We start from the raw sequence: 13,864 nt of genomic DNA, 5'->3' as shown, positions 1-13,864 counted from the left end.
ACGTTAAATTAAATTTCCTTAATTTAGTTCCCGACTATAATAAAAACACAATGAAAAACATTTCTATATATATACTTTTTTTATTTTTTGCCTTAAATGTATCATCACAAGAGCAGTTTTCGGTTTATTTTGACACCAATAAATATGAGCTTACAAAAACTGAAGCTGATCGCCTTGACAAATGGGCGATAGCCAATGCAACTTCTAAAATACTGGCTATAAATGGTTACACCGATGAAGATGGTACTACAGGGCTAAACGATACACTGGCGCAACGCAGAGTAAACTATGTATTTGGTATGATAAAAGGTAATGTCCCTACTCGTGAAGATTTTAAGATTCGTAGTTTTGGCGAATTGCATAAAATGTCGCCTGTAAAAGCAGAGAATAGAAAAGTAACCATATACTACCTGCAAGAAAAAGACCTTGACAAAGAAAATGAGATATTAGGCATAAAAGAAACGTCAAAATCCGTTAAGAAAAAACGGGTAATAAATTATCCTGATAGAATTTATGTAACCGACCCACGAGGGGGAAGACAGGAAATCCCTTTGGATGTAGAGTTTATGAAAAAAGTAGGAGAAGCACAAGCAGGAGAAAAATTACAAATTACAAACCTGAATTTTCATCTTAATACCTTTGCTATAGTAGCCGAGTCGCGCCCGCGACTCTATGAGCTATTAGAAATTATGCGCGCCAACCCCAATATGAAAATAAAACTATTAGGGCATATATGCTGTATAAAGGGCGACCCACGCAAACTATCATACCAGCGTGCTAAAGCGGTAGCTATGTTCCTTAGGCAAAACGGTATAGAGAGAGAACGCACCTCGTTTGAAGGGCTTGGTACTACCGACCCGATATACCCATTACCTGAAAAAACAGAAGAAGAACGCGCTGCTAACCGTAGGGTAGAGGTATTGGTTGTAGAGAATCCTTAAATCCAATTTACCGATGTAATAATAGTTTAATTTAGCAATTGCCTAATAATTTAATTGTTAGCATGTGTGATGAAGCAATTTATTAGATTGAACATTCACAGTTGTTAAGTAAACTATTTAAGAAAAAAACCAGTATTTTTCCAATCAAGTTTAGACATTCTTTTATGTGATATTTTTATTAATTCTATTTATGATCCTATCTCTTTTTCGTTCCCAAACATTAAAACTTATATTTTTTACATCAAAAAAAGTTTCAATTTTTTCTTTAAAAAGATTTAATTCGTCACTTGAATTAATTATAAATCCTTGGGTAAGTGGAATTACACCTTTCATTTCTTTATAATTAAAAGGAGGTACAATAATAGGGATATGCTGTTTTGAGAGAGCCCATGTAGCTCCCATTTCACATAAACTTACAGGACTATTATAAAATTTTTTAGAAAGAACAAATAAAATTAAAGAATTTTCAGAAAGTTCTTGTTTGATTTTATCCAAGAAATTTTCACCTAATGGAATGCCATATCCCGGAAAAGAAGAGCAAAATATTTTATCACTATCAATACCTAATACTTCTATAATTTCTATTAATTCCTCAACAATATATTTATCCATTGAAGAGTGGCTTATAAAATTTTTTTCTATTATTTCAGTATTTGATTCTTCAAGTTCATCTCCTATATCTTCAATTAATTCCTCTTCAAATTCTTCAATATAGCTATTTATTAAATTCTTTGCTATTTGCAAATCTTTTCTGAATTCTATCAAGTCATCTCTTGAGTAGTCTTCATCAGAATAATAAATCATTGCATCATAAAAGAAGTCTAAATCATTAAACTCTCTTACTTCATGAGAATTTTTACCAAAAATTTTTATAAGTGTTCTTTCAGTTAAACTTTTCCAACTCCTAAACTCAGGAGCTTCGGAAGATTCTTTTGTGATTTCATTAGCCCCAGTCAGAACTTTTTTTAAGAGTTCTATTTTTCTTTTTAAATTCATTTGTTAATATCTAGTGAGAGTTTTGTTAAAGTAAAACTACAAAAAATCGAATTACAATTGCTACATTATAAAATTGTTACATTAAAGCATTAGCATTATCTTTGCGCTTTACAACACAAACTACACTACATGAGTTCTGATACAAGTAAACGCTACAGCCAAAGAGGAGTTTCTGCCTCTAAGGAAGATGTGCACAATGCCATTAAGAATATTGATAAAGGATTATTCCCTAAAGCCTTTTGTAAAATTGTTCCAGATTATTTAACCAACGATGAGGATTATTGCCTTATTATGCACGCCGATGGCGCAGGGACAAAATCGTCATTGGCGTATATGTACTGGAAAGAAACAGGCGATATATCGGTATGGAAAGGCATAGCACAAGATGCATTGATAATGAATATAGACGACCTACTTTGTGTAGGTGCTACCGATAATATTATGCTATCTTCTACTATTGGTAGAAATAAAAATCTTGTTCCAGGCGAGGTAATATCAGCAATTATCAATGGTACGGAAGAACTTATAGAAGAATTGAAAAACTTTGGTGTTACTATACATGCTACAGGTGGCGAGACTGCCGATGTAGGCGATTTGGTACGTACTATAATTGTAGATTCTACCGTTACGACACGTATAAAGCGTAGCGATGTTGTAGATAATGCTAACATTAAGGCAGGCGATGTAATTGTAGGTTTAGAATCATTTGGGCAGGCAACTTATGAGAAAGGTTATAATGGCGGAATGGGTAGTAACGGATTAACTTCGGCACGTCATGATGTATTTAGTAAATACCTTGCAGAGAAATATCCTGAAAGTTTTGATGCTGCTGTACCTGATGAGTTGGTATATTCGGGTAATGTAAAACTAACTGATGAAGTAGCAGATAGCCCTATAGATGCAGGTAAACTGGTGCTTTCGCCAACACGTACCTATGCACCTATTATTAAAAAAATACTAGAAAAATATACACCAAACAATATACATGGTATGGTACATTGCAGTGGAGGAGCACAGACGAAAGTACTTCACTTTGTAGATAATGTACACGTAATAAAAGACAACCTTTTCCCTGTTCCGCCATTGTTTAAACTAATACAAGAACAAAGTAATACCGACTGGAAAGAAATGTATCAGGTATTTAACTGCGGTCACCGTATGGAGTTATATGTACCCGAAAACATTGCACAGGATATTATAGCCATTTCGAAATCTTTTAATGTAGATGCTAAGATTGTGGGGAGGTTAGAAGCTTCTGAATCAAAACAGCTTACTATAAAAAGTGACTATGGCACTTTCACTTATTAAAATTCAAATCCGCTTTTATAGCGGATTTTTTTATACTATTACATTATGCAACAAAATATAGCGACTAAAAAACGTACTTTTCTAAGTGCCGAATGGCGCAAACTGATAATGGTTAATTATGCAGTTGACCCTGAAGTGTTGAAACCTTATTTGCCTAAACATACCGAACTGGATACTTGGAACGGCACTTGCTATGTCAGTCTTGTTGGGTTTATGTTTATAGACACTAAAATGATGGGTATACGTATTCCTCTTCACGTTAATTTTGAGGAAATTAATTTACGCTTTTATGTACGCCATGGCGATAAAGAGAATTATAAAAGGGGAGTAGTGTTTATTAAGGAAATAGTGCCCCGTCCTGCGCTTACTATGGTTGCCAATTTATTATACAAAGAAAATTATGAAACTTTACCTACTTGGCATACATGGCAAGAAGAGGGAGATGACTTAGTTGTAGAATATAAATGGATGAAAGAACAACTGAATATAATTAAAACTATAACGGATAAAACTCCTATAGATATAACCCCTGATAGTGAAGAAGAGTTTATTACGGAGCATTTTTGGGGCTATACCAAAGTGAATGATGAGGTAACATCAGAGTATGAAGTAGCTCATCCGCGTTGGCAAATATATCCTGTAAAAGACTACGAAGTAAATGTTAACTTTGCTAAAGTATATGGTAATGATTTTTCTTTTTTACAAGAAGCAAAACCTATCTCAGTATATTTAGCCGAAGGGTCTGAAATAATAGTAAAGCAAGGATCTAAAATAAAAAACTAATAATTATGAAAATAAATTTAAAAAGAGGAATAGCTGAACTGGAGTTTGGAATGTTACCAAAAAATGTTGAAGCATTATACGGAAAACCAGACAAAAAGTATAAAGATGATGACAAGAACATTATCTATTTATATAACGATAAAAAACTACGCCTTACGTTTTATGAAGATGAACTTTTTAGATTGGGGTATATTATAGCTTCGCACCCTGAATTAGAAATTTTTTCTATGCCATGTATTGGTCAAGAATGGGAAACAATACAACCGAAACTTAAAGAGAATAAGATTAAGGGCTTTGAAAATGAAGTTTTCGACTCGTTAGATAATTATTTTAATGAGGATAACTGGATTATTTTTGTGGTAGAGTTTGGCGAAGTTGTAAGAGTAGAGCTTGGTGCAGTAATTAGTAATCAAGATGAATTTGAATGGTACTTTAAAGGATAATAGTTAAAGATATAAGATCTTTTATAATTTTTAATTTTATATATAGTTTAAAATAAATGTGTTTTTTTTGAGATATGTTTATTTTTTATCTATTTTTAGACCAAAAAATGAAAAAGAAATTACTTTCGCTAACCCTAATTTTAGGGGTTAGTGTTACATCATTTGGTCAATTATCAAAAAAAGTTTTATTTATAGGTAATAGCTATACAGCTGTTAATAATTTGCCTTTAATGGTAAGCAATATGGCGATTAATACAGGAGATGTTCTTATTTATGATTCGAACACTCCAGGGGGACAACGGCTTATAAACCATGCTGCTAATACAACAACTTTAAATAAAATAAATGCAGATGAATGGGATTTTGTAGCGTTACAAGCGCAAAGCCAAGAACCTTCTTGGGGACAGGCGCAAATGGAAGTAGAGCTTTACCCTTATGCAGAGCAGCTAAGTAATGCTATTAGAGCTAATAATGCATGCTCACAACCTTTGTTCTATATGACTTGGGGGAGAGAAAATGGAGATGCAAATAATTGTGAGTTTGCTCCATGGGTTTGTACCTATGAAGGTATGGATGATGCACTTAGGGCTTCTTATATTTATATGGCAGAACAAAACAATGCAGAAGTAGCCCCAGCGGGTGCTGTATGGCGTTATTTACGCACTAATAGTCCTGAAATTAATTTATATTCGGGAGATGGGTCTCATCCTTCATTAGCAGGTACTTATGCTGCCGCTTGTGCGTTTTATACTATAATTTATAAAAAAGATCCAGCATTGATTACATGGAATTCAGATTTGTCTGATGATGTTGCAAATACTATAAGGTTGGCAGCTAAAACAATAGTTTTTGATGCTATAGATGATTGGGATTATGTAGCAAACTTTAATTATACTGTAAATGATAACGAAGTAACATTTACTTACCCTCATACCTCAGACGATATCACTTGGGATTTTGGAGACGAAAATAATTCGATAAATGATAATCCAGTTCATACTTATAATGAAAATGGTGATTTTGAAGTTGTTTTAACGATCAATAAATGCGGAAGAGTTCATGAGTTTACAAAAATGATTAATATAAATTTTTTAAGCTTACAGAATGAAAGCATAAATGCAGTAATGCTATACCCAAACCCTACTACGGGTAATATTTATATTAAAGGATTAGAAAATAAAACGTTTAACGTTTCTATTTATACCGTATTAGGACAAGAAATTAAACATTTTGATAATGTTTTAAACAATACTATTTCTGTTTCAGATTTATCTAAAGGAGCTTATTTTTTAAAGATAGATTATAATAATTCTTTTAAAACAATAAAGATTGTAAGGCAGTAAATAACATTAAAATACAATAAATATAAAAAAGGGTGTTATTAATAACACCCTTTTTTATATTTATGCTTTCTTACATCATTTATTATACAGCCTCTACACCATATAATGCTGGGGCAGCAGGAAAATCGACAGGGAACTGAGCAGCACCATAAATAAAGTTAGATACTGTTTTATCGCCTATTAGTAAAATAATATCTACAAGACTAGTTTCGGTATAGCCTGCTACAAGTAGTGCCTCGGTAGTTGCTACTGATGCTTTACCTCTATTTACAGTAATCTCTTTAGTAAATTTAGCCAATGCATCTATTTTACTATCAAAGCTAGCACTTCCTTTTCTTATTTCTAGTATTTGTTCATCAGTAAAGCCATTCATTTTTCCAATGGCAGTATGAGCAGCAAGACAATAGTCACAAGTATTAACTTGGCTTACTACAAGGTTTACAACTTCTTTTTCTTTTGGTCTTAAAGATGTTTTTCTGTTTTGTAGTGCAAGGTAGTCTCCTAATGCTGTTTCACTTTTAGTAAAGTATGCATAAAGGTTAGGTACCATACCAATACCTTTTTTTAGGTTATCGAAAATTGCTTGATTATTTTCAGAAACTTCTTCTCTTGTAGGAACTGTGAAATTTTTCATATTACTTTATCTTAAATTTTTTGTTTGTCGTTATTGACAGTACAAAGATGCGACAGATAGTAATCTTGAGAAATAGATAAAGTTCCCGACGTGTGGTCAATTCTTCCTTATTCTACCTTTTTTATGCTGTTTTTAAACTCAGTAGGGGTAAAAGAGGTCTGTTTTTTAAAAAAACGACTAAAATGTGAAGTGTCTTCAAAACCTGTTTCGACTGCAATTTCTTTTATAGATTTGTCAGTATAATATAATAGTCGTTTTGCTTCGTTTACTACTCGCTCTTGAATAATTTGTAAAGGTGTCTTTTTACCATACAATGCAAATACATTAGCTAGTGTTTTTGGCGATTTATTGAGTGCCGAGGCATAATACTGCACTTCATGATGCTTACGATAATTATTTTCTACCATTATATTATACTCACGGTATAAGCTAAACTTACTACCATCTTCACGGGGCTATATATTGTTGTTTTGCCAGTCGTGTAACGGTTATAATTAGTCTTGCTAATAGCAGGCGGAGCATTTCGCCTTGTATTGTATCATCAGTTTCAAACTCATCTTTAAAAACATGTAGTAATGCCGTTATTTTTTCGGTTTCCTTTTCATTAGGTAGTATAAACATGGTTTCGGATGATCCATAAAATAAAAAACCCACACAACTTATTTCTTGATCATGATCTATTATACAATAGAAATCTCTATTAAATTGCCAAGCAACAATTGTTTCTGAATCTTCAAACCTAAAACTTTGGTTAGTCATTAATGGCAGAATAGCATTTACAGGAAAATTATATACTATTTCATCAATAGTTATTTTTTGTGTTTTTCCTCTATTCCAAGCAATGGTAAGTAATTTATCTTCTTTATTACGTGTAAAATATAGCCTATCAAAATCTTCATTTTCACATATAATTTGAAAATGAGCATTGGTTTTACCATCTTTAAAAACTAAATCCATACTATAAATCTTTAAAAAGATATTATGTTGCTAGTACTGTAATTACTTAAACAACAAAAAGGGTTTAATACTAAACCCTTTTTGTTGTAATTTTAATAAAGCAATATTAATTAGTAGCAGGTGTGCTTTCCATCATTTCAAGCTCAAATACTATAGTAGCATTTCCTGGTATTTTACCCCTAGGGTTACCTCTTTCGCCATATCCTAAATGAGCAGGTATAAATATAATTGCTTTATCGCCTAGTCCCATTTGCTCTATACCTTCTATAAAACCAGGTATCATACCTGATTTTGTACCTACCTTAAAAGGTATTGGCTTATAAGCACCAGCGGCATCTTTTTGTGGAATATAATTACCAAATTTTTTGGCAACCTCTGCAATACTTGAATCGAATAAGAAACCATTTTCAAGAAATCCTGAATAATCAAGATCTACTGTAGTACCAATGTTTGGTTTTTGTCCGTTACCCTTTTCTATAATAACATACGTTAAACCAGAGCTTGTAGTAGTACCACTTTCTTTTAGTTTCGCAAAATAGGCAGCTTTCTCTGCTTTTACTTTGTTAGCAGCTTCTTCTTCTTCTTTTTGTGCCTTTATAGCATCCTCTAGAGTGTTTTTAAATATTTTTGCAGCTTTAAATTTTTTAGCATCGCGTCCTACACGAATTATCTTAACAGATTTTATTATATCGTCTTGCTCTATTAGGTTTACTACATCCATACCTTCTATTACATGTCCAAATACAGTATGTTTTCCGTCAAGGTGAGGAGTTGCTTTATGAGTTATAAAAAATTGACTACCATTAGTACCAGATCCTGCATTAGCCATAGATAAGATGCCTCCTTTATCGTGTTTTAAATCGGTTATTTCATCAGGAAATTTATATCCAGGTCCGCCAGAACCATCTCCTTTTGGGTCGCCAGTTTGTATCATAAAATCTTTAATAACACGGTGAAATTTAAGCCCATCATAGAAAGGTTTGTCTTTCAAATCTTCGCTAACCATGTCATTATCTCCTTCAGCAAGACTCACAAAGTTGGCTACTGTAAGAGGTGTTTTTTCAAACTCTAATACTAATAATATATTTCCTTTATTCGTTTCTATTTTGGCATACATACCATCTTCTAGTTTTCCGTAAGATTGTGTATCTCCAGTGTTTTTACACGAAAATAAAAGGGCAAATACACTTAAAAAAAGACTTGTCATTGGTTTCATTTATAGTTAGTTATTATTCTTTTACTTCAGTTTCAGGTTTTATATCACTAAGAGTAACGGTACATACTAAAGGCTGGTTTACACCAATTTTGTTATTATCACCATGATAACCATACCCCATATTAGAAGGGAATAGAAAAGTAACCTTTTCGCCTTCTCTCATTAGTTTAATACCGCTACGAAGTCCCATCATTATATTCTCTTTATCTACATAATAGGTTTGCGGACGCAATTCTGCTTCGCTATATATAGTATTGCCATTAAGGTCTTTAACATCATAATTAAAAAAAGCAACATCACCTCTTTTTGGTGTAACAGTATCTTGCGTGTTTTTTACTTCATAGTGATACCAATAACCTTTATCTGAAGCAATATAATCAATATGCGGATTGCTTTTAATAATAGAGTCAATAATAGCTTCTTCTTCAGCAATAAGTTTTCTATTACGCTCTACAGATTTATCTATAAATGCAGAACCCGAAGTTCTAGACACTGGTCGTCTGGCTTGCTGTTGTTGTGAGCATCCTGTAAGTACTATGCCCATTAAAAATAGAGCTGTTAAAAAAACCTTCCTCATCTCTCAATCAATTTTTATGTTTGCTAAAGTAGCAATAAATTTTTGGATAGTAGCTTCGAGTAATTCAGTCGATTTACCACCTGCTGCATTAATATGCCCTCCGCCACTAAAATGCTCACGAGCATATTGATTTACATCGAAGCCTTCTTTAGATCGGAAAGATATTTTTACAATACCTTCATCTTTATTTTCGGTAAAGAAAGCAGTAAACATAATATTTTTTATACTAAGGCCATAGTTTACAATACCCTCTGTATCACCTTTAGTATTTCCTAGGCTAGATAATTCTTCTTGGCTAAGATAACTATATGATGTTTTATGCTCTGGCAATACAGTCATGTTCTGCAAAGCCCTTGCCAAAATATGTATTCTATTTGCCGAATTGTTATCAAATAATAAACTGTGAATTTTACTATTGTCTATTCCTAAGTCTATAAAATCGGCAACTACACGGTGTGTAGTTCCTGTAGTAGATGGGTATCGAAATGAGCCAGAATCGGTAACAATACCCGTATATAAGCAGGTTGCAATAGTTTTATTTAAAGTATTGCCTTCGCCCAAACTATGCATGAAATGATATATCATTTCGCAGGTAGAGCCATAGCTAGTATCAGAGAATATATATTGAGCATAATCATCAGGTTTTTGATGATGGTCTATCATTATATAGGTCTTGTCTAGTTTTTCTAATACTTTTTGCATAGAATCACCTGTACGACCAAGGGTATTAAAATCGAGTGTAAAAATTATTTCGGCTTCATCTAGTATTTTTACCGCAGTATCATTTTCTCTTTCAAAAACAATTACATTTTCCGATCCTGGTAACCATTGTAAGAAATCAGGAAACTCATTGGGAGCTATAACGGTAGGCTGATGCCCTTTTTGTTTTAAAAAATGGTATAATCCTAACGTAGAGCCCATTGCATCACCGTCAGGGTTGCGGTGCATGGTTATTACAATTTTTTTAGGAGAGGCTAGTAATGCTTTAATCGCCTCTATATCTTCTTTTATCATCATTTTGCGAATTTACACCTTTTTCCTATATGCTCAATGCGAGTATAGCAAAAGACAGCAAAAAGCAAACGTTTTATGTAGCCTTTATAGTATATATAGTAGTAGTATTGTTTTACATATTTAGCCTTAAAGTTATTACAAGTATTAATTTAAAGTATTTTTATGTATTAAAATTTTAACGACTCTAAGCATCGCGAAACGTCAAAGTAAAAACCTTCTAACTGGTATGAATTTTTGGCTAGTGTTAGGTAGTCATAGCCACCATCTATAAGTGATTGCTTTCCGCCAAAATCAAAACCAAGTAAATTCAATAATTCATATTCATTTGATGTGTTAATAACATAAAAACAAGTTTCTTTTTTAGTACCATCCCCACTACTTAGTATAGCATCTATAATAATTTCGGCTTGTATGTTTTCTTTCTCTACTTCGGCTATTTTTCCTAGCTCACGAAAAGAGTAAATACGATATTCTTTCATTCGTATACTAAAAGGATATTGTTTTAAAATAGCGTCGGTATATTCAATAATTTTTTCGAGGTCTTTTTTATCGGCATTTTCTTTTTGTAACAGTTCACGCAGTTTATTCTCTTCTTCAGCTCTACCATAGGGGGAGTATTCATCCTGAAAAGAATAGCCATAATATAAATGTCTTTTTTCTTCAAGCGTCATGGTGCTATCAGCTTGAGTGTAACGGTTAAAAAGAGTATCGAAGTATAGTGTAGATTTTTTGTCTTTTACATTCTTCTCGATTTTGCTGTAATCTGGAGGGAAAAACTCTTGCGTTTGTGCATAGATACAAGTACAAAAAGTAAAGAGTAGTAGTGCTATAGTATATTTTTTCATGACGTTGAATGTTATAGATTTAAAGATACTAAAAAAACTATATGTATTATATAAAACTCCTTTAGTCAATTTTTAAAGTTGTTAAAATCATAGAATGATGTAAATAAAAAAACGAAGTGACATTTTCATTTACCAATTTTATAGCTATTTTTGCGCATGCAACACAACGTACTAATTTTAGATTTCGGATCGCAATACACACAACTTATTGCGCGAAGGGTTCGCGAGTTAAATATCTTTTGCGAAATTTTCCCTTATAATAACCCTCCAACTGATTTATCCACCTACAAAGCTGTAATACTTTCGGGTAGTCCTTTCTCTGTAAGAGCAGAAGATGCACCGCATCCTGACCTTTCAGAAATTCGAGGAAAACTACCATTACTTGCAGTTTGTTATGGAGCGCAATATCTAGCTCATTTTCATGGCGGAGAAGTAGCACCTAGTAACACACGTGAGTATGGGCGTGCTAACCTTTCGTACCTAAAAGAACAAGAACCTTTTCTTGATGGTGTGCAGGCAGGTAGTCAAGTATGGATGAGTCATAGCGATACCATTAAACAACTACCCACGAATGGGATAAAACTTGCAAGTACTAAAGATGTAGAGAATGCTGCTTATAGAATAGATGGCGAAGATACCTATGCTATACAGTTTCACCCAGAGGTGTATCACTCTACAGATGGTAAGCAAATACTAGAGAACTTCCTTGTAAATATAGCCGAAGTACCTCAAAACTTTACCCCAGACACTTTTGTAGAAGATATTGTACAGGAATTAAAAGGTAAAATACAAAATGATAAAGTAGTACTTGGGCTTTCGGGCGGAGTAGATTCTACCGTGGCAGCAGTATTGCTACACAAAGCAATAGGGGCTAATTTATATTGTATTTTTGTAAATAACGGATTACTGCGCAAAAACGAATTTGAAAGCGTATTGCACCAGTATAAAGATATGGGCTTGAATGTGAAAGGTGTCGATGCATCTGACCGTTTCTTGTCGCAATTAGCAGGAGTTGACGACCCTGAAACAAAACGTAAAATTATAGGTCGTGTTTTTATAGAGGTGTTTGATGATGAAGCGCACCAACTTACTGATGTAAAATGGTTAGCGCAAGGTACTATATACCCAGATGTCATTGAGTCGGTTTCTGTAAAAGGACCATCGGCAACTATAAAATCACACCATAACGTGGGTGGTTTGCCTGATTTTATGAAACTACAGGTTGTAGAACCGTTACGTATGCTTTTTAAAGATGAAGTACGTCGTGTAGGAGCATCACTAGGTATAGACCCTGAACTGCTGGGTAGACATCCTTTTCCTGGACCAGGGTTATCTATAAGAATATTAGGAGACATCACTCCCGAAAAAGTACGTATTTTACAAGAAGTAGATGCAATATTTATTGAAGGACTGAAATCGCACGGACTTTACAACCAAGTATGGCAGGCAGGTGCAATATTACTTCCTGTAAACAGCGTTGGGGTAATGGGAGACGAGCGAACCTATGAAAAAGTAGTAGCACTTAGAGCAGTAGAGTCTACTGATGGTATGACGGCGGACTGGGTACACTTACCTTACGATTTTCTTATGAAGATATCAAATGAAATAATTAATAAAGTAAAAGGTGTTAATAGAGTGGTATATGATATTAGTTCTAAACCACCTGCTACTATTGAATGGGAATAATAACTCATTTTATATAAGTATGCCAATTATTTAATGATAAAATATATTGATATCGTATTATTCCTTGTTTATTTTCATTAAAATTGCAAAGAATATATTTGTTACCCCATGATTAGATAAAAATATATTAAGTTTTAAACCCTACCGTAAAAAGTTGAAGAGAATAAATATTTGTATCAATTTTTAACGGTAATTGTAATTAATTATAATGAAAAAGAATCTGGTTGCATTATTGGCCTTTGGTTTAATGTTCAGTAATGGTGCTTTTGCACAAGAATCGCATACAGTTGTATCTGAAAAGCAAGAAACAGAAGAAGTGATTAATCACAGAGTTACCTTAGGTGAAACTGTAGCATTGATTGCTAGAAGGTATGTTATACGCCCATCTGATATATATGAATTAAATCCTGATGCGGTTGAAGGTATAGCGCCTGGAGTTTTTTTGAGAATTCCTATAGGTAGAAGTATGTCTACCAAAGGTTCAAAAAAGACTAAACAATCTGTAAAAAGTAAAAGGGCAGTTGTACAACAGTCACAACCTATGGTTTTACCAGTAGAAAAGGATACTTTAGTTGTAGTTGATGAGGTCATAGATGATGAGATAGCACAAATAGGTGTTGAAGAAACTTTAGTTGAAGTTGCGCCTGTAGTTGTGCCCTATAAGCCTGTTGCATTGCCTGAAAATGGAGTGTTTGAAGTTAAGCACCAAGTAGTTTCTGGCGAAACATTAACAAGTCTTGGTAGGCGTTATAATACAACTATAACTGCAATAATGAATGCTAATGAAGCAAAGCTACGAAATGGATTAAAAATAGGGCAAGAGCTTACTATACCTGCAGGACCAACACCAGAAACGCTAGATGGAGTTATAGTTCATGAAGTAAAATCGGGCGAAACATTAATAGGGCTTTCTAGGCAGTATAACACGACTATAGAGGAGATTACCGAGTATAATAAGCGAAAACTAAGACATGGTCTTCAGGCAGGGCAAAAACTTAGTATTATGCCAGGACAACATGATTAGGTACTATTAAACTCTGTTTAGAAGAACTATTTGCTATTAAAAGGCAATATAATTTCATAATATAAGATTAAAGTTTATTATTAAGTCGTTACAAAAG

The 13,864-nt window shown here is 33.4% G+C and carries 15 protein-coding genes; 7 read left to right on the top strand and 8 right to left on the bottom strand.

Annotated elements, in window-relative coordinates; genetic code table 11:
- The first annotated feature begins 50 nt into the window (after positions 1 to 50).
- Positions 51 to 941, top strand: coding sequence for an OmpA family protein (locus DVK85_RS12955; RefSeq protein ID WP_114678846.1), 891 nt, complete (start codon positions 51 to 53; stop codon positions 939 to 941).
- A gap of 162 nt (positions 942 to 1,103) precedes the next feature.
- On the opposite strand, the gene DVK85_RS12950 is transcribed toward DVK85_RS12955, so the two are convergent.
- The gene (locus DVK85_RS12950; protein ID WP_114678845.1) at positions 1,104 to 1,937 is read right to left on the bottom strand and encodes a TIR domain-containing protein; all 834 of its coding nucleotides are present in this window, start codon (positions 1,935 to 1,937) and stop codon (positions 1,104 to 1,106) included.
- A 129-nt stretch (positions 1,938 to 2,066) separates the two neighbouring features.
- Between DVK85_RS12950 and DVK85_RS12945 the strand changes: the two genes are divergently transcribed.
- The 4 genes from DVK85_RS12945 to DVK85_RS12930 all read left to right on the top strand — a co-directional run bounded on the left by DVK85_RS12945 (position 2,067) and on the right by DVK85_RS12930 (position 5,814).
- On the top strand, positions 2,067 to 3,245 hold the full coding sequence (locus DVK85_RS12945) for an AIR synthase related protein (RefSeq protein WP_114678844.1): 1,179 nt from the start codon (positions 2,067 to 2,069) through the stop codon (positions 3,243 to 3,245).
- A gap of 45 nt (positions 3,246 to 3,290) precedes the next feature.
- A complete protein-coding gene (locus tag DVK85_RS12940) occupies positions 3,291 to 4,028 on the top strand; it encodes a YqjF family protein (RefSeq protein ID WP_114678843.1) in 738 nt (245 codons plus the stop codon).
- Positions 4,029 to 4,033: 5 nt separating this feature from the next.
- Positions 4,034 to 4,471, top strand: coding sequence for a hypothetical protein (locus DVK85_RS12935; protein WP_114678842.1), 438 nt, complete (start codon positions 4,034 to 4,036; stop codon positions 4,469 to 4,471).
- Positions 4,472 to 4,578: 107 nt separating this feature from the next.
- Positions 4,579 to 5,814: a T9SS type A sorting domain-containing protein gene (locus tag DVK85_RS12930; protein WP_162845313.1), complete on the top strand. Its 1,236-nt coding sequence runs from the start codon at positions 4,579 to 4,581 to the stop codon at positions 5,812 to 5,814.
- A gap of 82 nt (positions 5,815 to 5,896) precedes the next feature.
- Here DVK85_RS12930 and DVK85_RS12925 read toward each other — a convergent pair whose 3' ends face one another.
- The 7 genes from DVK85_RS12925 to DVK85_RS12900 all read right to left on the bottom strand — a co-directional run bounded on the left by DVK85_RS12925 (position 5,897) and on the right by DVK85_RS12900 (position 11,057).
- Entirely contained in the window at positions 5,897 to 6,448 is a 552-nt protein-coding gene (locus tag DVK85_RS12925) for a carboxymuconolactone decarboxylase family protein (protein WP_114678840.1), read from the bottom strand.
- 107 nt (positions 6,449 to 6,555) lie between these two features.
- Positions 6,556 to 6,855 (bottom strand): helix-turn-helix domain-containing protein, encoded by a 300-nt coding sequence (locus DVK85_RS13610; RefSeq protein ID WP_205431326.1) that lies wholly within the window; start codon positions 6,853 to 6,855, stop codon positions 6,556 to 6,558.
- Positions 6,856 to 6,895: 40 nt separating this feature from the next.
- On the bottom strand, positions 6,896 to 7,405 hold the full coding sequence (locus DVK85_RS13605) for a hypothetical protein (protein WP_205431328.1): 510 nt from the start codon (positions 7,403 to 7,405) through the stop codon (positions 6,896 to 6,898).
- A gap of 106 nt (positions 7,406 to 7,511) precedes the next feature.
- The gene (locus tag DVK85_RS12915) at positions 7,512 to 8,621 is read right to left on the bottom strand and encodes a peptidylprolyl isomerase (RefSeq protein WP_205431330.1); all 1,110 of its coding nucleotides are present in this window, start codon (positions 8,619 to 8,621) and stop codon (positions 7,512 to 7,514) included.
- Positions 8,622 to 8,634: 13 nt separating this feature from the next.
- Complete coding sequence (gene gldI / locus DVK85_RS12910) at positions 8,635 to 9,198, bottom strand: gliding motility-associated peptidyl-prolyl isomerase GldI (protein ID WP_114678838.1); 564 nt, start codon at positions 9,196 to 9,198, stop codon at positions 8,635 to 8,637.
- Between the two features lie 3 nt (positions 9,199 to 9,201).
- Positions 9,202 to 10,215: a DHH family phosphoesterase gene (locus DVK85_RS12905; protein WP_114678837.1), complete on the bottom strand. Its 1,014-nt coding sequence runs from the start codon at positions 10,213 to 10,215 to the stop codon at positions 9,202 to 9,204.
- Between the two features lie 164 nt (positions 10,216 to 10,379).
- On the bottom strand, positions 10,380 to 11,057 hold the full coding sequence (locus DVK85_RS12900; RefSeq protein ID WP_114678836.1) for a DUF4919 domain-containing protein: 678 nt from the start codon (positions 11,055 to 11,057) through the stop codon (positions 10,380 to 10,382).
- A 156-nt stretch (positions 11,058 to 11,213) separates the two neighbouring features.
- Between DVK85_RS12900 and guaA the strand changes: the two genes are divergently transcribed.
- Together guaA and DVK85_RS12890 are read left to right on the top strand one after the other, a co-directional pair.
- On the top strand, positions 11,214 to 12,743 hold the full coding sequence (gene guaA / locus DVK85_RS12895; protein WP_114678835.1) for a glutamine-hydrolyzing GMP synthase: 1,530 nt from the start codon (positions 11,214 to 11,216) through the stop codon (positions 12,741 to 12,743).
- Between the two features lie 208 nt (positions 12,744 to 12,951).
- Positions 12,952 to 13,767 (top strand): LysM peptidoglycan-binding domain-containing protein, encoded by an 816-nt coding sequence (locus DVK85_RS12890; RefSeq protein WP_114678834.1) that lies wholly within the window; start codon positions 12,952 to 12,954, stop codon positions 13,765 to 13,767.
- Positions 13,768 to 13,864 lie beyond the last annotated feature (97 nt).

Origin of the sequence: Flavobacterium arcticum (genome assembly GCF_003344925.1) — a bacterium.
Taxonomy (GTDB): domain Bacteria; phylum Bacteroidota; class Bacteroidia; order Flavobacteriales; family Flavobacteriaceae; genus Flavobacterium; species Flavobacterium arcticum.
The sequence above is the reverse complement of the archived record's forward strand: the minus strand, read 5'-3'. Positions and strand labels throughout refer to the sequence as shown.